21 protein-coding genes and 1 other RNA gene are annotated in these 23,408 nt (G+C 60.6%); 9 read left to right on the plus strand and 13 right to left on the minus strand.

Translation table 11 applies throughout. From position 1 onward, the window contains the following. Positions 1 to 93: 93 nt before the first annotated feature. The 4 genes from AM571_RS12670 to AM571_RS12685 all read right to left on the minus strand — a co-directional run bounded on the left by AM571_RS12670 (position 94) and on the right by AM571_RS12685 (position 2,969). A complete protein-coding gene (locus tag AM571_RS12670; protein ID WP_074061704.1) occupies positions 94 to 279 on the minus strand; it encodes a DUF2065 domain-containing protein in 186 nt (61 codons plus the stop codon). 9 nt (positions 280 to 288) lie between these two features. Continuing rightward, positions 289 to 1,221, minus strand: coding sequence for a protease modulator HflC (gene hflC, locus AM571_RS12675; protein ID WP_074061705.1), 933 nt, complete (start codon positions 1,219 to 1,221; stop codon positions 289 to 291). Between the two features lie 3 nt (positions 1,222 to 1,224). Continuing rightward, complete coding sequence (gene hflK, locus AM571_RS12680) at positions 1,225 to 2,301, minus strand: FtsH protease activity modulator HflK (protein WP_074061706.1); 1,077 nt, start codon at positions 2,299 to 2,301, stop codon at positions 1,225 to 1,227. Between the two features lie 149 nt (positions 2,302 to 2,450). Then, positions 2,451 to 2,969 carry a dihydrofolate reductase gene (locus tag AM571_RS12685; RefSeq protein WP_074061707.1) on the minus strand — a complete coding sequence of 173 codons (519 nt, stop codon included), beginning with the start codon at positions 2,967 to 2,969 and terminating at the stop codon, positions 2,451 to 2,453. Positions 2,970 to 3,166: 197 nt separating this feature from the next. On the opposite strand from AM571_RS12685, the gene AM571_RS12690 reads away from it, so the two are divergent. Both AM571_RS12690 and AM571_RS12695 read left to right on the plus strand, forming a co-directional pair. Beyond that, positions 3,167 to 3,433, plus strand: a complete 267-nt coding sequence (locus AM571_RS12690) for a hypothetical protein (RefSeq protein ID WP_074061708.1) — start codon at positions 3,167 to 3,169, stop codon at positions 3,431 to 3,433. A 12-nt stretch (positions 3,434 to 3,445) separates the two neighbouring features. Beyond that, positions 3,446 to 3,649 carry a hypothetical protein gene (locus AM571_RS12695; RefSeq protein WP_237358483.1) on the plus strand — a complete coding sequence of 68 codons (204 nt, stop codon included), beginning with the start codon at positions 3,446 to 3,448 and terminating at the stop codon, positions 3,647 to 3,649. A 12-nt stretch (positions 3,650 to 3,661) separates the two neighbouring features. Here AM571_RS12695 and thyA read toward each other — a convergent pair whose 3' ends face one another. Continuing rightward, entirely contained in the window at positions 3,662 to 4,579 is a 918-nt protein-coding gene (thyA, locus tag AM571_RS12700; RefSeq protein ID WP_074063223.1) for a thymidylate synthase, read from the minus strand. 148 nt (positions 4,580 to 4,727) lie between these two features. Between thyA and ssrA the strand changes: the two genes are divergently transcribed. From ssrA to AM571_RS12720, 4 genes are all read left to right on the plus strand, one after another. Continuing rightward, positions 4,728 to 5,091: a transfer-messenger RNA gene (gene ssrA / locus AM571_RS12705) on the plus strand. 128 nt (positions 5,092 to 5,219) lie between these two features. Next, positions 5,220 to 5,732 carry an SspB family protein gene (locus tag AM571_RS12710; RefSeq protein WP_074061710.1) on the plus strand — a complete coding sequence of 171 codons (513 nt, stop codon included), beginning with the start codon at positions 5,220 to 5,222 and terminating at the stop codon, positions 5,730 to 5,732. Positions 5,733 to 5,795: 63 nt separating this feature from the next. Beyond that, complete coding sequence (locus tag AM571_RS12715) at positions 5,796 to 5,990, plus strand: DUF4169 family protein (protein WP_074061711.1); 195 nt, start codon at positions 5,796 to 5,798, stop codon at positions 5,988 to 5,990. Between the two features lie 97 nt (positions 5,991 to 6,087). Then, on the plus strand, positions 6,088 to 6,303 hold the full coding sequence (locus AM571_RS12720; protein ID WP_074061712.1) for a ribbon-helix-helix domain-containing protein: 216 nt from the start codon (positions 6,088 to 6,090) through the stop codon (positions 6,301 to 6,303). An 11-nt stretch (positions 6,304 to 6,314) separates the two neighbouring features. Here the strand turns inward: AM571_RS12720 and AM571_RS12725 are convergent, their stop codons facing one another. From AM571_RS12725 to AM571_RS12735, 3 genes are all read right to left on the minus strand, one after another. Next, entirely contained in the window at positions 6,315 to 10,040 is a 3,726-nt protein-coding gene (locus AM571_RS12725; protein ID WP_074063224.1) for an AsmA-like C-terminal region-containing protein, read from the minus strand. Positions 10,041 to 10,129: 89 nt separating this feature from the next. Continuing rightward, positions 10,130 to 11,542: an FAD-binding oxidoreductase gene (locus tag AM571_RS12730; RefSeq protein ID WP_074061713.1), complete on the minus strand. Its 1,413-nt coding sequence runs from the start codon at positions 11,540 to 11,542 to the stop codon at positions 10,130 to 10,132. Positions 11,543 to 11,634: 92 nt separating this feature from the next. Beyond that, positions 11,635 to 12,669 (minus strand): aldo/keto reductase, encoded by a 1,035-nt coding sequence (locus AM571_RS12735; RefSeq protein WP_074061714.1) that lies wholly within the window; start codon positions 12,667 to 12,669, stop codon positions 11,635 to 11,637. 93 nt (positions 12,670 to 12,762) lie between these two features. Between AM571_RS12735 and AM571_RS12740 the strand changes: the two genes are divergently transcribed. Together AM571_RS12740 and AM571_RS12745 are read left to right on the plus strand one after the other, a co-directional pair. Continuing rightward, on the plus strand, positions 12,763 to 13,665 hold the full coding sequence (locus tag AM571_RS12740) for a LysR family transcriptional regulator (protein WP_074061715.1): 903 nt from the start codon (positions 12,763 to 12,765) through the stop codon (positions 13,663 to 13,665). 215 nt (positions 13,666 to 13,880) lie between these two features. Beyond that, the gene (locus AM571_RS12745; protein WP_074061716.1) at positions 13,881 to 14,972 is read left to right on the plus strand and encodes an AbrB family transcriptional regulator; all 1,092 of its coding nucleotides are present in this window, start codon (positions 13,881 to 13,883) and stop codon (positions 14,970 to 14,972) included. Here AM571_RS12745 and AM571_RS12750 read toward each other — a convergent pair. Beyond that, positions 14,932 to 15,819, minus strand: a complete 888-nt coding sequence (locus tag AM571_RS12750; protein WP_074061717.1) for an AraC family transcriptional regulator — start codon at positions 15,817 to 15,819, stop codon at positions 14,932 to 14,934. The genes AM571_RS12745 and AM571_RS12750 overlap by 41 nt on opposite strands. Positions 15,820 to 15,851: 32 nt before the next feature. Between AM571_RS12750 and AM571_RS12755 the strand changes: the two genes are divergently transcribed. After that, positions 15,852 to 16,259: a DUF2000 family protein gene (locus tag AM571_RS12755; protein WP_074061718.1), complete on the plus strand. Its 408-nt coding sequence runs from the start codon at positions 15,852 to 15,854 to the stop codon at positions 16,257 to 16,259. A 519-nt stretch (positions 16,260 to 16,778) separates the two neighbouring features. Here the strand turns inward: AM571_RS12755 and AM571_RS12765 are convergent. The 4 genes from AM571_RS12765 to AM571_RS12780 all read right to left on the minus strand — a co-directional run bounded on the left by AM571_RS12765 (position 16,779) and on the right by AM571_RS12780 (position 23,212). Continuing rightward, positions 16,779 to 17,444 (minus strand): OmpA family protein, encoded by a 666-nt coding sequence (locus tag AM571_RS12765; RefSeq protein ID WP_074061720.1) that lies wholly within the window; start codon positions 17,442 to 17,444, stop codon positions 16,779 to 16,781. Between the two features lie 197 nt (positions 17,445 to 17,641). Continuing rightward, positions 17,642 to 18,640 carry a flagellin gene (locus AM571_RS12770; RefSeq protein WP_074061721.1) on the minus strand — a complete coding sequence of 333 codons (999 nt, stop codon included), beginning with the start codon at positions 18,638 to 18,640 and terminating at the stop codon, positions 17,642 to 17,644. A 238-nt stretch (positions 18,641 to 18,878) separates the two neighbouring features. Next, positions 18,879 to 22,037, minus strand: coding sequence for an efflux RND transporter permease subunit (locus AM571_RS12775; RefSeq protein WP_074061722.1), 3,159 nt, complete (start codon positions 22,035 to 22,037; stop codon positions 18,879 to 18,881). After that, the gene (locus AM571_RS12780; RefSeq protein ID WP_074061723.1) at positions 22,034 to 23,212 is read right to left on the minus strand and encodes an efflux RND transporter periplasmic adaptor subunit; all 1,179 of its coding nucleotides are present in this window, start codon (positions 23,210 to 23,212) and stop codon (positions 22,034 to 22,036) included. The genes AM571_RS12775 and AM571_RS12780 overlap by 4 nt, the downstream gene beginning before the upstream one ends. Positions 23,213 to 23,408 lie beyond the last annotated feature (196 nt).

A 23,408-nucleotide genomic window follows, 5' to 3' on the forward strand; every position in this document is an offset into this window, starting at 1 on the left:
TCTTATGGGATCAAAGCGGCAGTCTGACCATCAACATAGGGCGGAATGATGGAGCGTGAAATCACCTTTTCGCGAAATCCCGTGCAATCTGCGTCAGCGTCTTGCCAGCCAGACAAGCACGACACCGAGCACGACGGCGCCAAGTCCGAAGATTCGTAGCTGGCGCTCCGGAACCGTTGGAAGCAGACGGGCCACCTCGACAAGAAAACGAGGGGCCAGTGCATAGACCAGCCCCTCGATGATGAGGAAGAATGCGATTCCTGTCAGGAAATCCTGCATCCGTATGCGTCAGTTTGATGGGGCCACAGGTGCCGGGGTTTGAGGCGGAACCGGAGGCATCAAGCCGTTGGAATTGTCGAAATACCGGAAGAATTCCGTATTCGGCGACAGGACCAGCGTCGTATCCTGGGACGATAGCGCAGAGGAATAGGCCGCCATCGAGCGATAGAACTCGAAGAACGACGGATCCTTGCCGAAGGAGTCTGCGAAGATGCGGTTGCGCTCCGCATCGCCCTGGCCCCGGATGATTTCCGCATCGCGCTGGGCTTCCGCAGTGATCTCGACCACCTGGCGATCGGCAATAGCCCTGCGGCGCTGGCCCTCTTCGGTGCCTTGCGCGCGCAGCAGCTCGGCCTCGGCGAGTCGCTCTGCCCGCATGCGGCCATAAGTCTGCGGCGCCACCTGCTGGGTCAGGTCGGTCCGTCGGATACGCACGTCCTGGATATTGATGCCGAGATTTTCGGCGTCGCCATGCAGGTCGTCGCGCACTTCGAGCATCATCGCCACGCGCTCGTCCGAAAGAGCAGCATCAAAATCGCGCAGACCGTAGACACGGCGAAGCGACGAATCGAGCTGGGTGCGAAGTCGCGCTTCGGCGGCCTCGCGGTCGCCCGACACCGTCTCGCGGAATTTGCGCACGTCCTTGATGTCATAGATGACGAAGGCATCGACGTCGAACGTCGAACCGCCGCGAACCTGGACGCGAATATTGTCGAGATCGAAGCGCAGCGCCTGCTTCTCGACGATCTGGACGCGATCGGCATCCATGAAAGCGAGAGGCAGCTTGAAGTAGATACCCGGCTCCGTCTTCACCGACTGAATCTGGCCGAAGCGCACGACGATTGCCTGTTCGCGCGCATTGACCACGAAGACCGAGGAGTAGGCGATGACAAGCACAATGGCGAGCAGGATGATGATGGCGGGAAGTCTGTTCGATGTCATGGCTCAACCTCCCTGCTGTGCCGGTTTGCCGATCTCGTTGAGCGGCAGGTAGGGAACGATGCCCTGCTTCTCGTCGATCACGACCTTCTTGGAATTCTTCAGCACCTGTTCCATCGTCTCGAGAAACAGGCGCTTGCGGGTCACTTCGGGAGCCTTTGAATATTCTTCGTTGATGGCAGTGAAGCGTTGCGCCTCACCGTCCGCTTCCTTGACGACACGGTCCTTGTAGGCAGCCGCGGCTTCGCGAATCTGGGCCGCGTCGCCTCGTGCCTGGCCGAGCTTCTGATTGGCATATTGGTTTGCTTCTTCGACGAGGCGCTGCTTGTCCTGTTCGGCGCGCTGCACCTCTTCGAAGGCATCGGCGACATCGCGCGGCGGCGCCACGTCCTGAATAGTGACTGCTGTTACCGCAATGCCCGCATTGTAACGGTCCATCGTGCCCTGCACGATGGCGGCAACCTCTGTTTCGATCGGCTGACGGTTGTTGCGGAAGGCATCCTGTGCCGGGCGCCGGCCAATGATTTCGCGCATCGCGCTTTCAGCCACCTGCTGCAGCGTTTCGGCCGGGTTTTCGACGTTGAAGAGATAGGCCTTGGGATCGATCACTGTGAAGAATACCGAGAACTCGACGTTCAGGATGTTCTGGTCGCCCGACAGCATGAGGCCTGTCGAAGACGAGGCCGAGGTCGAGCCGATATTCTGCTGCTGCACCGTCACCTTGACGATCTCGACCGTTTCCATCGGCCAGAGGTGGAAATGCAGCCCCGGCGTCGAAATCTCTTCCTTCGGCTGGCCAAAGCGAAGCTCGACACCACGCTCGTCCGGCTGGACGATGTAGATGCATTGGAAAAGCCAAAAGACGACGAGAACCGCGGCAATAATCACTGCCACGCCGCCGTTGAAACCGCCGGGTACGATGTTGCGGAGCTGATCCTGGCCACGCCGGATGATGTCTTCCAGATCAGGCGGCCCGCCCCGGCCGCCGCGCGGGCGGTTCGGCCCCTGCCCCCATGGTCCCTGATTGTTACCGCCGCCGCCGCCCCATGGGCCGCCGCCGCCATTCTGATTGCTCCAGGGCATCAAAACCTCGTTGTTCGTTAAACTCCCAATCGCATCGTGCCCGCGGGGGCGGCAGGCTTTAAGCGATTGTGACCGTTATAGGTATCGCCGCTGCTGCTTTCAACGCGGCATGAAGAACTTGGCGATATTTATTGATAAATATTTCGTTTTCAGGCGCTGCGGCGCTCATAGACGACGAAGCGCGTCGGATAATTGTCCCTTTCCCCTGCCGGCACATCGATTTCTTCGATTGCCATCCACACGGAAGGGTCGATTGCAGGGAAGGACGTGTCGCCCGCAACATGGGTTTGCACATGCGTGACGCACATCCGATCCGCAAGCGCCATTGCCTGGGCATAGATTTCTCCGCCGCCGGCAATGATGATCTCGGCCTGTCCAGTCTCGCGCGCCAGTCTTTCGGCAATCCCGATCGCCTCGGGAAGAGAACGCGCCGTTGTGACATCCGGTTGCGCAATCGCCGCGTGCCGGGAAATCACCACGTGCGGTCGTCCAGGCAACGGCTTGCCAAAACTCTCATATGTCTTGCGCCCGACCACGAGCGGCTTGCCGAGCGTCATCGCCTTGAAACGCTTGAGATCGGTCGAAAGCCGCCAGGGCATATCGCCGTCGCGTCCGATGACGCCATTCTCGGCCACGGCAACAACAATGGTCTTTCTGATGTCGGACATGAGCTTCCTTAGGTTGAAGCGACGGCTTGGCCCGCCGGATCTATCGCCAGGCGGGCCAACAAGCAAGAGAGGCTCCATGAAATGGCGCCCATTCTGAGGGCACTTCAATGCGAGATTTCGCAACGCGGCATAAGCATCCGTAAACCACGCCGCGCGTTCCAATTTTACTCGGAAAAATACTACGCTAAGTTGAGGTCATGGGAGACAGATCCGCGCACAACAATCGGCCAAGCCGCATCGACCTCGCCATCGTCGCCCTGGCGGCGGGGCTCTTTGCGTGGGTTGTCACAGGCGGCAAGGCCGGTTCTCCGGTAACGACAGGCCTGGGCACGGCATTCGCCTGGCACTTCATGGGCTTTCCGATCATCCCCGTGAAACGCAAGGATCCCATGTTAGGGCGGCTTGGAAAGCGTCTGTTAACGGCTGACGGCCAAATCCGGAAAGATGACGGAAAGCTGATGTAAATGATGAATGCGATGCCTCGATTCGACGTGATTTGCGACCCGATGAATCAATGGATCGTCTGGGACCACGTCACGGAGGCACCTGCCTCGTTCGGCGGACGGATCCTCGACGGGCTGGACGAAAAGGAAGCGAGCCGGCTCGCACAAGTCATGAACGATCTTCACGCAGGTCACCGGCCACTTGCCGATCGCACCGGCAAGCGGTCGCTCCGCTAGGACAATCGTTCGTCAGACGGCGACCGGGGCGTCGATCCGATCGTGCGACTGGTACCCTACGACCTCGAAGTCGTCGATCCGATAACCATCGATATCCTCGGGCTCGCGCGTCAGCACCAGCTTGGGAAAGGGCATGGGCTTGCGCGCAAGTTGCTCTTTGGCCTGATCGAGGTGGTTCAGGTAGAGATGCGTGTCGCCCCCGATCCAGATGAGTTCACCCCGATCCATCTGCACCTGCTCAGCGACCATCGCAAGCAATGCTGCTTGCTGGCATATATTGAATGGCGCACCAAGGAAAATATCGCAGGAGCGCTGGTTCACGAGCATGGAAAGTTGCGGCCGGCCGCTGCCACGCTGCAGTCCGGAAACGTGAAACTGATAGGTCATATGACACGGAGGAAGCGCCATCTGATCAATCTCTCCCACATTCCAGGCATGGAACAGCATGCGCCGGCTCGTCGGATTGGTCTTGAGGCTATGGATGAGCGTGCCAATCTGATCGTGTTCCACCCCGTTTCGGTCAAGCCACCGCCTCCATTGCTTGCCGTAGACCGGTCCAAGATCGCCCCATTTCGCCGCAAAGGCGTCGTCTTCGCGAACGCGTCTTTCGAACGCGTCCTGGGATATCTTCTCGCCGGTTGCCTTGCGGTATGCAGCAAGCGGCCAGTCCGTCCATATCTTGACGTTTTCCTTGAGCAGCGACTGGATGTTCGTTTGGCCGCTCAGAAACCAGAGCATCTCCTTCACCGCCGTCTTCCAGAACACCTTCTTGGTCGTAAACGCCGGAAAGCTGCCATCCGAAAGATCAAAGCGCATCATCGCGCCGAATGTCGAAAGCGTGCCCTCGCCCGTGCGATCCATCCGCCGATCGCCTCTCTCCAAAAGATGTGCCATGATGTCTAGATACTGATATTCAGGATGGCGCAGCATCCGTGTCTCCCCGTGTGCGATCTCGTGTGCGATCTCATGGCCGCGGCCGATTCCGTTTCTCAATTTATGCGCTTCTGCCGCTGAAACCAACTGCGCGGAGGCTTATCCCGGCAATTCTCCTGCCGCCTGCAACGCTTTTATGACGTATCCCCTTTCCATGCGCTTGCGAAAACACTATATCAGCACTGCCGGTCTTCGGACCGGCTATGGCAATAAATGAGCGGTGTAATAAACCTATTGGACCCGGGGGCGGTACCCGGCGCCTCCACCAAAAACAGCCGGTTAGCGACTGCTTTTGATGGGGGCGAAACAGGATCGACAAGGGTGTAAAGATCGTCTTTTTGCTCGGCATGATACCGCCGTTATCGGGTCACAAGTGTAGTTGCAAACGACAACAACGCTAAGGAATATGCTCTCGCTGCCTAACGGCGGTGCGGGAATTCCGCTCTAAGTCCTTTTGGTTAGCACCTTAAGGCGGGGTCCGAAGGCACCTGGCAACAGAAGCCTTCACCTTCTCCCTGCCGTCCAAATCATGTATTGTTTGTAAAGCTGACTCGGACACTTAGCCTTTCCCAAGGCCGCCGGACATGGCATATAGCCTTGTGAAAAGACTTCCGAACCAAAGAAAGACAGGAAAAGCATGGGGCAGGACCACATCCGCTACGACATTCTGGCACAGGACGCGCTGCGTGGCGTGATCCGCAAGGTCTTGTCTGAAGTCGCAACGACGGGCCGCTTGCCTGGCGACCATCATTTTTTCATAACGTTTCTGACCGGCGCACCGGGCGTCCGCATCTCGCAGCATCTGAAATCCAAGTATCCGGAGCAGATGACCATCGTGATCCAGCACCAGTTCTGGGATCTGAAGATCACCGAATCGCTGTTCGAGATCGGCCTCTCTTTCTCCGACGTGCCCGAAAAGCTGGTCATCCCCTTCAATGCCATCCGTGGCTTCTATGACCCTTCGGTCAATTTCGAACTTGAATTCGACGTGCCGCTGGCGGACGGCGAGGAAGTTCCCGCAGCCGAAATCACCGCCTATCCGGTCGCATCCGAAAAGGCCGAGGAACCGCCCGCGGCAAAACCTGCCGAGGGAGAGGATAAGAAGCCGGGATCCGTCGTCTCGCTCGACGCCTTCCGCAAGAAGCAGTAAGCACCAAGGGAAGCAGATGCTTCCCTTTTTCATGTGCCCTTTCCAGCTGGATGCAGGCAAGCCATGAGCGCAGAAATCGTCAATCTCCGCCAGTTCAAGAAGAAGCAGGCCCGTTGCGACAAGGAAAAACAGGCCGAGCAGAACCGTATTCGTTTCGGGCGCACCAAGGCGGAAAAGCAGCTGACAAAAGCGCTGAACGAGAAGGCCGAAAGAGCGCACCGACAGGGCCGGATCGAAAAGGACGAAGGCGGCGAATGACGGCGCAGATGGGCCGAATAGACTCCGCAGTCAATTGCTTGGCGCTATTTCCTCACTCAACCTGTCAACACCGCGAAATACGCGTGCGCAAAACCCGATGATCCGCAAGCATTCCACCAGCCTGCATGGACACCGCACCAGCTTCTCGCTGGAAGACGAGTTCTGGACCGAACTCAAAGCGATCGCCACAGCCCGTGCCATTCCGCTTGCGGGCCTGATATCCGAAATCGACGACCGGCGAGAGCCGGAAAGCAACCTCTCCTCCGCGCTGCGCATCTATGTCTTGAGCTGCTTGAAAAACCGCAGCTTCTAGAGTGATGCTTTCTACTGCGGCAACGGCACGCCCGGCAAGGCATCGAAATTCAGCCGGTTGCCCGTTATCGGTGGCGGCTGGTTGAGCTGCTGCGCGCGGCGCGCCGCCTCCTCGGCGGCTGCTTTCGCCTCGGCCTCCGCCTTCGCCTTTGCTTCAGCCTCCGCTTTGGCCTTCGCCTCCGCCTCGGCCTTTTGCCGGGCAGCTTCGGCGGCAAGCGCGCGCAGGCGCTCCTCTTCGGCCTTGCGCTGCGCCTCGATCGCCGCGGCTTTTGCGCGTTGCGCTTCGTTGAACTTGTAGAGCGCCACTTCGCGCCGCAATCGCTGCTTTTCCAGGACGTTCGATTGCAGCCGCTCGACACGCCGGCGTTCACGTTCGAATGCACGAAGTGACAGGTATCCGGCGATATCGGATACATCCATCGTCCGACCGGGCGACGCGAGCAACCCCGAATAGTTGAGCCGCAGCGCTGGCTCGGCACCTGCAAGCGCTTCCTCGCCCGGATTGAGAGTGATGTTCAGCGATGCGTTGATGCGCTCCTGAGGCAGGCTGAGCTGCGCATTGCCGGTGATCTTGGCGAGTTCGTGGGCAACGGTGACATTTTGCACGCGAAGTACGCCGTCGGTGATGTTGAACGGAATACCCGTCGGCGGAAGTTTCGCCTCTCCGTTGTTGAGCAGCGTTTCGACGATCGGATGTATCTTTCCGGCGTTGAGCTGGTCCTGCATCGGATCCGTTGCGGCAAGTAACGGCGGCAGGATCGCGAGGTTCAGCCCGCGCACGGTGGTCTCGCCAAGCCGAAGCTCGCCGGAGCCCGTGAGCGAGCTGACGAGGTCCGTCATCGTCTTGCCGGACGCTTCCAGGCCGAGAGAAAGCCCGAGCTTGCCGTTCGCAACCGGCGCGCCGTCGCGCGGCCAGACAACACCCGCGAGATCGGAATCGGCAAGCGAAAGCTTGGTCTGGAAGAAGCCGATGCCCTCGGCATTGGTGAAAAGCAGGTTGCCGGAAAGCTGGCCGCCGTCCCAGCCGCCCTTCATGTCGTTGAGCTGCAGTTCGTCGCCCTTGTAGACAGCATTGGTGGTGAAGTCCGTTACGGCCGCCGACCATCCCGGCCAGAACGCCTTGGCCGAAAGCCTCAAGCTGACATCCATGTCCTTGAACACCGGCTGCCCAAGGGCTGCGGTCGAGAAGTTGCCTGTCGCAGGATCTGTCATCGGGCCATAGACGGCCTCGCCAAGCCAGGTCGCATCGGCGCGGTCAAGCGCGAGCTCGCCGCTCGCGGTCGTCCTGTCTGTCTTGCGATTGACCGTCATTGTACCTGCAAACTGATTTTCCGCCGCATGGCCCTTAAGGTCGGACAGGACGACCTTGTCTCCATCGATGGTTGCTGTTGTTTGCAGCCCGAAAGGCAGTCCGGTTCCGATCTGCGGCAGCGCGATGCCGTTCATCACGAGATATGGATCGAGATCGGCGCTCTCGAGCGAGACGCCGATCTGGCCGTTCATGAAACTCGCGGGACGGACATCGACCTTGCCATTCGCCGTAAAGGACGTCCGGTCGGTCGCAAAGGTCAACGATGCATCGGCCGGATCTGTACCGTTTGCCTGGACTTTCAGGGAGAGCCGGCCGTTGGCATCAGCTTCGACCGGAAGTGGATCGAGCCCTGCCTGCCCGAACAGGATCGAGGTCGTTCTGTTTTCGAGCGTCGCCTCAAGATTGGTCGTGCCCTTGCCCGTCAGCGCCAGCAGATCCGACATGCGGTAGTCGAGGTTCACACGGCTTCCGTTGGAAACGCCGGCAAGCGTCAGCGCAAGCCCGTCGCCCTCCTCGCCGCCAAGCGTCAGCGCACCGCGCAGCGCCGTGTTGGTGTACCAGGCGGCATTGCGCACCAGCCGGTCTATCACCGGATGCTGCGGCAGATGCTCCTTGAGCATCGTGAAGAAAGGTCCCGGATCGGCGGACTTCAAGGTGATTTCCCCCGAGCCCTTGTAATCGAGCAAGGATCCTTCGGCCCGACCGGTGGCCGTGAGTTCGGCACCTGCCAGATTTTTGGCGACCAGCTTGTCGACCGCAAGCGCCCCATCGGCAATCGTAAAGCTGGTCTCGACATTTTCAGCCTCGACGCCGAAGGCGCTGAACTTATCCGCCTTCAGCTGGGCCGTGATCTTGTGGTCGAGCACGTTTTCGCCTGCGTCCTGCCCTGTGAACAGACCAGTCAGCGCCCTCAGCGCATCGAGGTCGAGCGCATCGCCGGCAAGATCGACATTCAGCAGGGGCGGCTGGTTCTCCAGCGCCTGCCGTTCCAGCTTGCCCTTCAGCGTAGCGGGGCCGATGGCAATCTCCAGATTATCGAAGCGCTGCTGCTGATGCGTCAGGCTGACGTCGGCAGAAAAACCCGCCTGCTTCAATTGACGGATCGCGGGATCGACCGAACCGGCAAGCCAGGAGGCGAGCCCCGACGGCTGGTTGGAGGCAACGGTAATGTTGCCGTTGAAGGAAGGCTCACCTCTGAGCGTCAGCTGGCCCTGACCCTCCACCTGGGTACGGCCGGGCAGCGTTCCGACGGCATGGTCGATCGTCCAGCCGTTGCCGGCCGGCTGCAGGTCGAGCTGCACGTCGCGGATGGTGGTGTCCCCCGCAACGATCGCCGGCAGCTTGACGCTCGCCTTGCCCTGCACCTGCGGCACGGGAATCTGGGCGATGATGCTGATCAGCGAATTGAGCCGCTGGCGGGCCGACAGGCCGGGATCGCGCGCTGTCTTGCCGCCTGCGCCCTGATTGCCGATCCTGTTCACATCAATCTGCTGGCCGTCGGCGATCAGCAGGAACTCGGGCGCGTTGCCCGTATCGAGCGTCGCCTCGCCGGTGATCACATAAGGATCTTCCACCGAGCCGATTTCCATCCGGTACTCGGAAAGCCGGATGCGATCGTTGGTCAGTTCGAAGCGGCCCTTGACGCGCGGCGGCAGTGCATTCTTGTCGTCGGATTTGGCCGCGCCGCGGTTCTCGAAGGCAGCCGACATGAGACCCTGATAATTCGGTTTTCTATCGGCGAACCTCAGCTGGCCATCGAGATCGATTTTGACCGGACGCTCATCCGGTATCAGCTGAGTCCTGACCTGCAGCGTGCCGGTTTCGTCGGGCTGCCCGCTGGAGATCAAAAAGCTGCCATGCTCGCCGTCGAGCGCTGCATCGCCTTCGATACGCCAGGGGCCTGCCAGCGACCGGGCGGACATTTCGGCGTTCAGCCCGGTAATGGTGCGGGCGCGGCCCGACTGATCGTCGATGAACTTAACGTCGCCGCCGGTGACATGCACACTTTCCAGAACGACCGTCTTTGCAGGAATCTCGGGCCGGCTGCCGCGCATCCAATCGAGCGTGCCGTCCTTCAGCAGACGAAGGCGCAGCTTAGGATTGACGACGCGCATATCGAAAATCAGCGCCTCGCCGGAAAGGAACGGCGCAAGTTCGGCATCCATGGCGAATTGCTCGACCTGTACGGTCGGCTGACCGTCGGATTCCTGCCCCACACGCACGTCATGCAGCGTTACCGACGGAAAAGGCAATAGCCGGGCATCGACCGTGCCGTGCACGGTCACCTTCTTGCCGATGATGCGGCTTGCCTGCTCTTCGAAATTCCTGCGGAAGTCAGTCCAGTCGATGAAAAGCGGCGCGAGCAGTGCCACGAAGAGCACTACGACGATCACTCCCCCCAGAAAGACGAGGAACCGGCCTATCAAATCAAGCATTCTCCATTCGGGATTGTGTTGGAGACACTACTGTCATTCATGCCGGGAGCAAAGCCGAAGTTCATGAGATTGTTCCGTTTTCAGACAAGATGAAAAATCTTGCCCGGATTGAAGATATTGTCAGGATCGAGCGCCTGCTTGACCTGCCGCATGAGATCGACGGCACCGCCGAGTTCCTGTTCGAGAAACCTCATCTTTCCCTGTCCTATCCCATGCTCCCCGGTGCATGTCCCATCCATCGCAAGAGCCCGCTGGTTAAGCCGTACGACGAAATTCTCCGCAACCGCAATACCTTCCGCCGTCTTGTCGTCGAACAGGAGAAGCACGTGGAAATTGCCATCTCCCGCATGGCCGACAATCGGCGCCAGCAGACCATGTTCCTGGATATCGGCCTGCGTCTCGGCAACACAATCCGCAAGCCGTGATATCGGAACACAAACATCGGTCGAAAGTGCGGCAAGCCCGGGCGCCAGCGCCCGGCAGGCCCAATAAGCATCATGTCGTGCCTTCCACAGCTTGTTGCGTTCCTCGGCGTTTGCCGTCCACAGGAAATCGCCCCCGCCGCATTCGGCCGCTATCTCGGCAAACTGCGCCGATTGAAGCTCGACGGTCTCGTCGCTTCCGTGGAATTCCAGGAAGAGCGTCGGGCGCTCGGCGTAGCTCAGACCCGAATAGGCGTTGCATGCCCGCATCTGCACGTCATCGAGCAATTCTATGCGTGCGACAGGAATGCCCATCTGGATTGTCATGATGACCGCGTCGCAGGCGGCCTTGATCGTTGGAAAGGAGCAGGCCCCGCCCGCGATCTTCTGGGGAATTCCCTGCAGCCGCAGCGTCACCGAAGTCAACATCCCCAGCGTGCCTTCGGCGCCGACGAAAAGGCGCGTCAGGTCGTAGCCTGCCGAGGATTTGCGCGCTCGGCGAGCGGTGCGGATTTCCTTGCCATTGGCCGTCACGGCCGTGACCGAGAGCACATTGTCCTTCATCGTGCCATAGCGCACGGCGTTGGTTCCGGACGCTCGCGTCGAAGCCATGCCGCCGATCGAGGCATTCGCGCCGGGGTCGATGGGGAAAAACAGGCCGGTATCGCGCAGATAAACGTTCAGTTCCTCGCGTGTGATGCCCGGCTCGACGGTACAATCGAGGTCTTCGGCATTCACTTCGAGAACTCGGTTCATGCGGCTGAAATCGATCGAAATCCCGCCGTTGGGGGCATTCACCTGCCCCTCCAGCGAGGAACCGGTGCCAAAGCCGATCACCGGCACCTTGTATTCGCCACAGACCTTGACGGCGGTCTTTACGTCATCGGCCATCTCGGCAAACAGTACGCCATCGGGCAGCTGCGCCGGTATGTAGGTGGTCGTATGCGCATGTTGGGCGCGGAAGGATTGGCCGGTCTGGAAGCGCTCGCCGAAGCGCTGTTTCAAGATGCCGACGACGGCAAAAATGCCCTCCTCGTTGCGTTTTCCAGCCTTTGCGTCGCTGAGCGCCATCCTGTTGATCTCCCATACTATCTGCCGTCCACGGGCAGGTTGATATGGGCCAACGGATGGCACCTGTCCAGTCAAGAGTCGCGCGAGATGGTTCAAACGAGCGGTGGATTGAGCCGAGCGAAGCCTTCCTGCCTCCTGTACGGGAAATACGGATATGGTGCCGGCACCGCGCTGACCTTTTCGAGCCTTTCGACCTGCTCCTTCGTCAGCGACCAGCCAACGGCGCCGAGATTCTGGCGCAGTTGCTCCTCGTTGCGCGCCCCGATGATGACACTTGCCACGGTTGGCCGCGAGGTCAGCCAATTGATGGCGATTTGCGGTACCGTCTTGCCCGTCTCCGCGGCAATCTCATCGAGAACGTCGACGATGTCGAACAGCATTTCGTCATCGACCGGCGGGCCGTATTGCGCCGTCTGGTGCAGCCGGCTACCTTCCGGTAGCGGCTGGCCGCGGCGGACACGGCCGGTCAGCCTACCCCAGGCAAGAGGGCTCCACACCAGCGCACCCACGCCCTGATCGGCAGCGAGCGGCATCAGCTCCCATTCGTAGTCGCGCCCAGCCAGGGAATAATAGACCTGATGGGCTACGTAGCGCGCATAGCCATGCTGTTGCGAGACGGCGAGTGATTTCATCAGCTCCCAGCCGGCGAAGTTCGACGCCCCGATATAGCGGAGCTTGCCGGCAGCAACGAGACGATCGAGCGTCGAAAGCATCTCCTCGACCGGCGTGGAGGCGTCAAAGGCATGCAGTTGCAGCAAATCGATATAGTCTGTGCCGAGGCGGCGAAGCGCGTCATCGACGGATTTGATCAGCCGCAAGCGCGAGGTTCCCCAATCTGCCGGCCCCTCGCCCATCGGCAAGGCGGTCTTCGTGGAAATGAGCACGCCGTCGCGCTTGCCGCCGATCGCCTGCCCCAGAACCTCCTCCGATGCGCCAGCCGAATAGACGTCGGCGGTATCGAAGAGATTGACGCCTGCCTCGAGGCAGATATCGACAAGACGCCGCGCCTGCGCCGAGTCGGTATTGCCCCATGCGCCAAACAACGGGCCGCTGCCGCCGAAGGTGCCTGCGCCGAAACTCAAGATCGGCACCCTTACGCCGGATGCACCGAGATTTCTGTATTCCATGGACTGTCTCCTGTTGTCCTCAGGAGAGATAGACACTCGCTGAGGCGCGTTATAGATTGCCAGCGAGAAAGTCATTTGTGATTTGAATTCATCATGAGCCGTCAGGACATCAATCGCTCCGGCGAAATGGACGTCTTCGTACGCGCCGTCGAACTCGGCGGCTTCACCGCTGCGGCAACCGCCTGCCGGATGACCCCGTCGGCCGTCAGCAAGCTTATCGCCCGCCTGGAAGCCCGGCTTGGGACACGTCTCATCAACCGCTCGACGCGGCGCCTGCAACTCACGCCGGAAGGTTGCGCATTCTACGAAAGAAGCGTCTCCATCCTTGCCGATATCGCCGAGGCCGAGCGCTATGCCTCAGCAGGCGAACAGGCAGCCGGGCGGATCCGTATCAATACCAGCGCGTCCTTCGGCAATCACGTGCTCGCCCCGCTCCTGCCCGCCTTCATGGCGCTTCATCCGGCCGTGACACTCGACATTTCCTATACGGACAAGATCGTCGATCTCATGGAGGAACGCGCCGACGTCGCAATCCGCGCCGGACCGCTGAAGAATTCCAGTCTGATCGCCCGCAAGCTTGGTGCGGCCCGTAAATTCATCGTCGCCTCGCCGGACTACATTTTGCGCAACGGTCAACCAGTGTCGATCGAAGATCTCCGACAGCACTGCCGCATTGGCTTTTCCTATTCCCGCGCCATCGGCGGCTGGCCGCTCCTTGATCAAGATGACACGGTGCTTGTTCCCGTGACGCCGGGCATTCAGGTCGGCGACGGCGAAGGGATGCGCCACCTGGCACTTTGCGGCGCCGGCCTTGCGCGCCTTGCCGCCTTCACCGTCCGCGCCGATATCGTCGCAGGTCGACTGGTATCTGTCCTTGAAGACCTGAACCCCGGCGACCTCGAGGAATTCTACGCCGTCTACATCGGCCACGGCGGTCCGCTGCCAGCCCGCGTCCGCACACTGCTTGATTTTCTTGCAGCCAACGTTCGTCTTTAGAAGAAGTCTTGCGCTTGTCGCAACGCTGCTATTCGGCTCGCGCACCCCAGGCGGAATTTTCCCATGGAGACCATATTTCGCAATTGCGGCCGGCTTAACCTGCCCATATACCGGGAATTATTTTTTCGGCTGCTCCGGCCGATCCTCATGTTGCTGCCGATGAATTTCCATGCCGTTCACCGCGGCCCATCGGTCGGAAAAAAGACAGGCGTTCCATGCCTTTTAAGGCCGCAAGCAGAGCCATACGAGAAGCCAGCCTGCCGAGATGGGTTCTGCTGCTTAGCTTCTCTACCGTTCTCGTTATCGTTCTTGAATGTCTTGCCCTTCCGGCATCGCTGCTCGTCGGGCCGATGATCGCGGCAATCTTTCTCGCCTTGGTGATCGGCAAGGGAAAGATGCGCGTCCCTTGCTTGCCCTTGCAATTCGGGCAGGCACTGGTGGGCCTGATGATGGCACGCGCCATCACCCCTGACATTCTCGCCACGATGGCCAATGATGCGCCGCTCTTCATGCTGGTCATCGTCTCGGTGATCGCCATCGCAGGCGTGCTCGGCTATTTCCTGACCCGGCTGCAGGTGCTGCCCGGCACCACCGCCGTCTGGGGCTCCTCTCCGGGCGGTGCCTCGGCGATGGTCATCATGTCGGAGGCTTATGGCGCCGACGCCCGCCTAGTCGCCTTCATGCAGTACCTGCGCGTTGTCTTCGTCTGCGTTGCAGCTTCCTGCGTCTCGCGCCTCTGGGTCGCCCCCGACGGCGAGCTGCCGCCGATCATTCTCTTCCCGCCGATCGACTGGCCGGCATTTGCCGCGACCGTGCTGCTTGCCTGCTGTTGCGTCTATGTCGCCTTCCGTTTCCGCGTCCAGGGCGGCACTATCATCCTGCCGCTTCTCGCCGGCTCCCTGTTGCAGGGTTTCGACGTCCTGACGATCGAGCTGCCGATGTGGCTGCTCGCGATGAGCTATGCCCTGATCGGCTGGAGCATCGGACTGCGCTTCACCCGTTCAATCCTGAAGCATGCCGCCCGTGCTCTGCCGCGCGTTTGCGCCTCAATCCTGCTTTTGATGTCGACCTGCGGGCTGATGGCAGTGGCACTTCACAAGTTCGCGGGCATCGATCCGCTGACGGCATATCTGGCGACCAGCCCTGGCGGTGCGGATTCGGTTGCCATCATCGCCGCCTCCAGCGACGTCGACCTGCCGTTCGTCATGGCGATGCAGGTGGGCCGGTTTGTGGTGATCCTGTTTACCGGGCCTATGCTTGCGCGTTTCATCGCGCGAAGGAGCGGCCTGGTTGAGAACCCCGCCTGAGCGCAGCCCACTGGCCGGGCGTCATGCCATAGGCTTTCTTGAAATGGCGGTTCAGGTGGCTCTGATCCGCAAACCCGGTGGCAAAGGCGACGTCCGACAGCTCGCTGCCCTCGCCGATCATCGCGCGCGCCTGCTGCAGCCGCCGCATCAGAAGATAGCGATGCGGACTGGTCGCGAACGCCGCCCGAAAATGCCGCGACAATGTAAAGCGGTCGAGACCTGTTACGGATTCAAGCTCGCCAGAGCGCACCGTTCGCGTCGCATGTGCGTCAAGGTAGTCGCGGGCGCAGCGGGCCTGGTGCCAGGCAATATTGGCGGGCAGCCTGCGCAATGCCTTCGTATGCCTTACGAGCCCCTGCGCCATGCGCATCAGGAAATCGTCGACGAAAAGCTCGTCGAGCTCTCCTTCGAGATCCGTCAGCGCGCCAAGCAGGACATCGGCAAGAACCGCATCGCTGATAACAGGCTGGTCGACAAAAGGCAGTCCGAGTTTCTCGGCTTCCAGGCATTCGAAAAGCAGCGAGGGCTCCAGGTAGAGAATGCGGTACTGCAGCCCGTCATCCGTGCCCGCCCCCCCGTCATGCACCTCGTCTGGATGCAGCACGATCACCTGACCGGGCATGCTGAAGCGCCTTTCGCCGCGATACGAGAAGGTCTGCACGCCCTTCAGCGTCACACCGAGCCCATAGGTGTCGTGCCGGTGCGGCTCGAAGGCGTTTCCGCTGAATTTTGCCTCGATACGCTCGATCCCGGGAAAGGCAGGCGCTGCCACAATGCCCTCGCCGCCCTGCGGCATGCACAAACGTTCAAGACCTTCGAAAACCTGGGGCGTTAAATCCTGGCTCAACGCGACCTCGAAACCGCATGAAAGAGACTGGAATGTTTGATACCAAAATTGCGATCGTTCTGCGAAACAATCTTGCGTCATGGCAGAAGCTGAATGTAACCGCCTTTTTGATGAGCGGCATCGCCGGGCAAAATCCGACGATCATCGGCGAGGCCTACAGGGACCGCGCCGGCAACACCTACAATGCCATGTCAATCCAGCCGATCATCGTGCTATCGGCCGATGAGGCGACGATTTCAGCGATACATCGCCGCGTGCTGGAGCGCGAGATTTTATCCTCGCTGTTCATCGAGGAGATGTTTGCGACCGGCCATGACGCAGCCAATCGCGCCGTCTTTGCCGAATACGCGCCGGAAGATGCCAAGGTCGTCGGCGTTGCTCTGCGCGCCGGCAAGAAGACCGTCGACAAAATCACCAAGGGCGCGACGATGCATGCCTGATCGGTTAGGAGGTAGCCTCTAGCGGCAGAAGGCATGACCAAGAGTTCCCACTCCTCGTCAAGATCATCAAGCGGAACATTCGACAACAGCGGCAAAAGTGGGCCGATTTGCGGGGTCTCTTCGCTGCGTGAGCAGGCAGATGGCTGCGGAAAGGAACGACACGTCAAGCAAAGCAGACCGCATCAGGTTTGCTCCTTGCAGGTCCCCTCGCCTGAAGTAGGGCTTGGCAAGGTCGGAAGATGTGCTGTGAATGGCTCGGAAAATCTCGCGCGTTAGTCGACCTTTCGGATCGGATCCTATGGCATGGTGTGGCAGTCTTTGTGCTGACCACGGACGGAAGCATGATCCTGGCGGCGAGACAATCAGCGGAGAGACTTGACGATCAAGAGCCCATGCACAAGCACATCTGTCTAGAGAGGCAGCCGGCAGGTCTCCCAGGTTGCGGCACGCGCCATGCGCGGCGCACAAATGAAAAACGGCCGGGGATGATCCGGCCGTTCCTGATAAAAATGGCGCAGCTCAGCTCTGCGTGATCGGCGCGATCTGAATCTCGACACGGCGGTTCTGGGCGCGGCCAGCTTCCGTCGCGTTCGACGCGACCGGTTGCGACGGGCCAAAGCCGACGGCAGAGACGCGACGCTGGTCGATGCCCTGTGCGCCGAGGTAATCGGCAACCGAAAGGGCACGGCGCTGCGACAGATCCTGGTTATGCTGCAGGCTGCCGGTGGAATCCGTATGGCCGTTGACATCGATCAATGTGCGATTGAACTTCCTGAGCACGATCGCTACCGAATTCAGCGTGGAATAGAAGCCCGGTTTTACGGCGTCCTGGTCGATGTCGAAAGTGATGTTCGACGGCATGTTCAGGATAATGTTGTCGCCGTTTCGCGTCACCGAAATCCCAGTGCCCTGGAGCTGGGCACGGAGTTCGGCTTCCTGCTGGTCCATATAGTTGCCAATTGCGCCGCCTGCGAGCGCGCCGAGGCCCGCGCCGATCAGCGCCGCATTGCGCGGCCCGTGCCCGCGTCCGCCAAGGGCGGCGCCGGCAAGCGCTCCGCCGACAGCTCCGAGCATCGCCCCGCCTGCGGTATTCGACATTTTCTGCTCGCCCGTATAGGGGTCGGTCGTGGTGCAGGCGGTCAGGTAGCTGGCGGCGATCGCCAGAAGTACGAATTTCTTGATCATGGACAGAAAGCTCTCCGTTCGAAGCTGGCCCGAGCAAATATTATGGAATGCGGCAACAAGATGAACGCGTCCCCTCCGATAAAACAAAATCGGTGGAATGGACACGTGCCGCTTGCACAAATCCCGAGGCTATCGCCAATTTGCCACAGCGGTCTCACCAGCTCGAGAATGAGCGAGACAAGCGGGCAAGCAGGTGGTTAGAAGTTCTGGAAGAGCTGCCTTACGGTGTCGTAGCTCGCGTTGGCGATCGAGAGCGCCTGCAGACCAAGCTGCCGCTGCGTCTGCAGTGCCGTGAGCTTGCTCGATTCCTCTTCCATATCGGCATCGACAAGACGTCCGATACCTGAGCTGTACGCGTCGGAAAGCGTTCTGGCGAACTCGTTCTGCAGCTCAATGCGTTTTTCAAGCGCACCAAAAGCCGAGCCCACGGTGGTCATCTGTCTGAGAATGCCGTCTACTACGCTTATCATCTCGTCGACCTGATCTTTTGTCGTCGAGGACAAAAGTCCGATCTCCACTTGTCCGGCGGTATTGCCCGCCTTGCTCAAGATCAAGACGTAATTCTGCGAAGCGCCCATTTCCGCCGCGAAATAGGATGATGTCAGTGCGCCGTATTCGCCGCTGCCGCCGGAACGGTCGTCGACGAGGTAGCGGGCATCCTTCGATGTGGTGACGCCCGTCGAGGGCAGGTCGATATGATAGGTCAGCGTGCCGACGGTGACGGTGCCGTCGGCATTGCGGATATAGGATGCCGGAATCTGCTTCGGCTCGGTGGGATTGTCTTCATCGGTCAGGACGACCCAGTTGTCGCTGTTGAAGGCCGCCGCTTCGGCGACGGAGCGCAACTGCGCCTTCAGCTGCGTCAGCTCGTCATTGATCTTTTCCTTGTCGATGCCCTGTTCGGTCGCAGCGACAAGTTTCGCCTTGATTTCGGAAACCACGTCAACGGCGCTGGCAACGCCCGTATAGGCCGTGCCCATTGTGGCGGCCGCCATGCCCAGCGCATCCTGAATGGCAGCATGCGCCTTATTGTCGGAGCGGGCCGTCGTCGCCACCGACCAGTAGGCGGCGTTGTCGCGGGCCTGTTCGACGCGAAAACCGGACGAGACGCGGTTCTGCGTCCGCGTGAGGCTGTGGTTGATATCACGAAGCGTATGCAGCGCCGCATCGACAGACGTGCGTTGAAAAATACTCACGGGACAGGAACTCCGAACACAACAACATGCTACTTACAAACAGCGAACCGTGTCCGCGAAACGTCATGTTCGGGCGCTGAAGCCAGCGGGTGGGCAAACCTCCGAAAGACTGGAGAAATCTGCTCGGTTACAGGTAGATCATTGCGTTTTATGCTTAAGAAATATCTAACGTTCAGAACAAATTCACTTTGTTTTGCAACCGTTCATTGAACGCCGCGATCGGCGGGCGAAGTGAAATCTATTCCGCAGCCTGCAGATGCTTGGGATCGGGCACCGGTTTCGGCCGTGCCGCAATCGCCATCTCCTCGTGCAAGCGCGCTTCCTCATGCGCATGCGGCTTGGCAAAGCGGGCGACCAGCAGGTAGGCGACGGGCGTAATTAGGAGCGTGACAAGCGTTGCAAAACCCAGTCCGCCGACGATTACCCAGCCGAGCGCGATGCGCGCTTCCGCGCCTGCGCCATGCGCAAAGACGAGCGGAACGCCGCCCAGGATGGTAGCGATCATCGTCATCATGACCGGGCGCAGCCGCAGCGAACAAGCGCGTTCGATGGCCTCACGCACTTCGACACCGCGATCGCGGAGCTGATTGGCGAACTCGACGATCAAGATGCCGTTTTTCGCCATGACGCCGACGAGCAGCACCAGGCCGATCTGGCTGTATATGTTGAGGCTCGATCCGGTGATAATGAGCGCAAAGACGGCGCAGGCAAGCCCAAGGGGCACGGTCGACATGATGATCAGCGAGGACAGCACGCTTTCGAACTGCGCCGCCAATACCAGAAAGATGATCACGATCGCAAAGCCGAAGGTGAGTGCCATGCCGCTGGAGTTCTCTTCCAGGGTTGCTGCTTCGGCAAGCGGAATAAGACGCGCCCCTGGCGGCAAAATCGTCTCGGCGAGCTCCGTCACCTGCTTGACGGCATCGCCGAGCGACATGCCTTCCTTGAGGCCAGCCGTAATCGCGACGGAGGCGAGTTGAGCTTCACGGTTCAGCTGCGGCGCAACCGCGCCTTCCTTTAGCGATGCGATGACCGACATCGGTACGATCTTGCCCTCGCCGGTCTTCAGGAAGACGTTTTCAAGATCCGTTGGATCATCGATCGGCCGCATGGTCGAAGTAAGCAGAACCGGATAGGCATCGCCATTGACGAAGACGTCGACGACGGAACGCCCCTCGAGGAGCGACTGCATCGCCGTCGAAAGCCCGGTGATATCGATGCCGAGATCGGAAGCCCGCTCCCGGTCGATGGTGACGGAGACCTGCGCCTGCGTCGGTTCGTTGGTGAGGCGCGGCGTATCGTACTGCCCGGTCGCATCCAGCGCCTGCACCAGCTTGACGGCGGCAGCCGTCAGCCGGTCGTAGTCATTGCCGACGAGCGCCATCTGCAGGCCGCTGCCGGCGCCACGAATGCGCAGGCTGTTCGATGATATCGCATTGCCGCGAAGTGGGGGCACGCGCGATGCCGCACGGTTGACATCCTGGACGATATCCGCCTGCGTGCGGTCGCGCTCGCCCCAGGGCGCCAGCGTCAGCACCATGAAGCCGCTATTGGCCGAGCCGCCTTGCCCGGAGATCGAAAAGACGTTCCTGATGTCGCCGCTATCGACCAGCGGCTGCAGGTATTCTTCGACGAGCTGCAGCTTGTCGCGCGTATATTCGAGGCTTGATCCCTGCGGCGCGGTGAGCCGCATCATCACCATGGCGCGGTCCTCGTTCGGCGTAAGCTCGCTCTTGACCGTCGAAAAGGCGACAAGCGCCGCACCAGCAAAGAAAACCGACGCGACAATGACCACCAAGGGCGCATTGAGGCAACGCTGGAGAGTCCACTGATAGACACGTGCAAACGCCGCGCCGAAGTGGCCGAGCGCGCCATGATCCTCCAGCATTGGCTTCGTCAGCATGCGCGAGGCGAGCATCGGACAAAGCGTCAGCGCGACGATCGACGAGAGACCGACCGAGAAGGCCAGCACGAAGCCGAACTCCCGGAAGAGACCGCCCACCTGTCCCGGCAGGAATGACAGCGGAATGAAGACGGCGGCAAGTGTTGCTGTGGTCGCGATGACCGCGAAGAAGACCTCGCGCGTGCCAAGGACGGCGGCCGCCCGCGGCCCCATGCCTTCGGCGCGCCGCCGCACGATGTTCTCGAGCACCACGATCGCATCATCGACGACGAGACCCGTCGCCAGAACGATGGCGAGCAGCGTCAGGATATTGATCGAAAAGCCCACGAGATAGATCGCAGCCAGCGTGCCGATCAATGCGACAGGCATGCTGACCGCGGGGATCAAGGTTGCCCGCCAGTCGCGCAGGAAGAGGTAGATGACGCCGGTGACGATGACGCCGGCAAGGATCAGCGCCAGCACGACCTCGTGGATCGCTCCCTGGATGAACACCGCGTCATCGCTGGTGACGGCGATCTTCGTGCCTTCCGGCAGCGTCTTCGAAAGCTGCTCGACCACCGTCTTGATGCCGCTCGAAATATTGAGCGTATTGGATTGGGCCTGCCGGATGACGCCGAGGCCGATGCCGCGATTGCCGTTCGAGCGCAGCGCCGTATCTCCGTCACGCGGCCCGAGCGTTACCGTCGCGACGTCTCCGAGACGCACGCGGTCCTGCAGGATGACATTTGAAAAATCCTCCGGCTTCTGCAGGCTCGCCGTGGCGCGCACCACGATGTCCTGTGTCGTGCTCTTCAGCGATCCGGCAGGAACGTCGAGGGCGGAGTTGTCGAGTGCCTCCGTCAGATCGCCGACCGTCAGCCCGCGGCTTGCGAGGGCGCCCTGATCGACATCGACGCGGAATATCTTTTCCTGGTCGCCATATTGCTCGACATCGGCAACGCCGTCGACGGAGGCTAGCCGGTCGACGATCTCGTTTTCGACGAGGAGCGTCAGGTCATCCATGTTGAGCTTGGTCGAGGTGACCGCAAGACGCATGATCGGCTGTGAATCCGCATCCGCCTTGACGATCTGCGGGGCGTCGGCGTCGTCTGGAAGCTGCTCCATGATGCGCCCGATCGCATCACGCACGTCGTTTGCAGCAACGGCGAGATCGACGGCATCGGAGAACTCCAGCGTCACTCGGCTTTGGCCGAACTGCGATTGCGAGGAGATCGATTTCAGCCCGCTGACGCGCGCCACTGCGCCTTCGATGACCTTGGTCAGCTCTTGATCGACCGTCTGCGGTGCAGCGCCGTCGAACATGGTGCGCACGGTCACGACCGGCCGGTCGACATCGGGCAGTTCGCGCACTTCGACCCCGGCATAGGCAGCAAGACCCGCAACCACCATCAGCGTATTGAAGACCAGCGCCAGGATCGGGCGGCGCACGAAGAGTGCCGTGAAGGTTTGCTTGCCGGATGCTCTTTCGGGAAGATCGGTGACGGTCACGTTCATTGTGTCGCGACCCCGTTTTTCGAGGCCATTTCATTGCCGAAGCGCACCGGCCCACCCTCGCGGACGCGCTGCAGGCCCTGCGTCACGATGGCGTCGCCATCCTTGATGCCGGCCTTCACGAGCACGAAATCCGGATTGCGTTGCACGATGCTGACACGCACCTTGTTCGACTTGCCGTCGACCACCCGCCAGACGAAAGAGCCCTGCGAATCCCACTGGACGGAAAGCGGATCAACGGCCGGATATTTGTCGCCTGCGAATTTCATGCTGACATTGAAGGACATGCCGGCGCGAAGCACGTCCGCGCGGTTGTCGATCTTGGCGCGGATGCGCAGTGTCCGGCTCGCCGCATCGATGCGGTTGTCGACTGCCTGGACCTCTCCGGTGAACGCCTGTCCCGGCCGCGCGACGGTGGTTACCTCAACCGGCTGGCCGACGGAAACCGTATTGGCAAAGCGCTCCGGCACCCAGTAGTCGACCAGGATTTCCGAGCGGTCGTCGAGCGTCACGATCGGCGTGCTGGTGGTCACGTTGTCGCCGATGTTGACCGGGACGATGCCGACGATGCCGTCGATCGGCGCCACGATATTGCGCCGGGTGAGATTGAGCTCGGCGGCCTGCAGCTGCAGCCGCGCCCCCTGCTCGGCGATCTCGGCATCGAATACGTCCATGCGCGCAACGCTGGACTTGATGTTGTGATAGAGATTGGATTTCTCGATCGCGCTCTTCAGCGCCACTTCGGCCTGCCCCTTGGCGATCACCTGCTCCTCGCTGTCGAGCTTGGCAAGCACCTGACCCTGCTTGACCTTGTCGCCGGACTTGATGAGGATCTCACGGATCGTGCCCATTGCCTGCGGCGTCACCGCCACGGAGCGGATCGCGTCGCCTGTGCCGATCGCGTTCAGCCGGTCGTTGACAACGCCCTGCACGACGGCCTGCGTCACGACCAGAACGGCGCTGTTGCGCCCGCCGCCGTTGCGTCCGCCCTGGCTGCCCTCGCCCTGACCCGACGCATCGCCCCCGGGCTTCACGGGGGGAGCCACCCTGGCGACAAGGTTTTGCGGGACGCCGGCATTTCTCAATACATCGGCGGCACCCGGCACAAGAAAAATCCATCCGGCAAAGCCGGCCGCAATAACGATAAGAGAAAGAACAAACTGCTTCCAAAAGGCCATACACGTCTCCGAAGGGGCCGAGGGTCAGACCCGGGACGATCCCAAGAGCGCCTTTAGACATATTCCCCACTGACTGCGGCAATATCGCCCCTTTACAAGCGGCCATCAAGCGCACGTGCCGGTCATTACAGAATTGTAATCTCCATCCTCACGAAAACAGGTCACTTTTGCTTGAGCGGAAGCGTATTTCCGGCTC

Source organism: Rhizobium etli 8C-3 (genome assembly GCF_001908375.1).
Classification (GTDB): Bacteria; Pseudomonadota; Alphaproteobacteria; order Rhizobiales; family Rhizobiaceae; genus Rhizobium; species Rhizobium etli_B.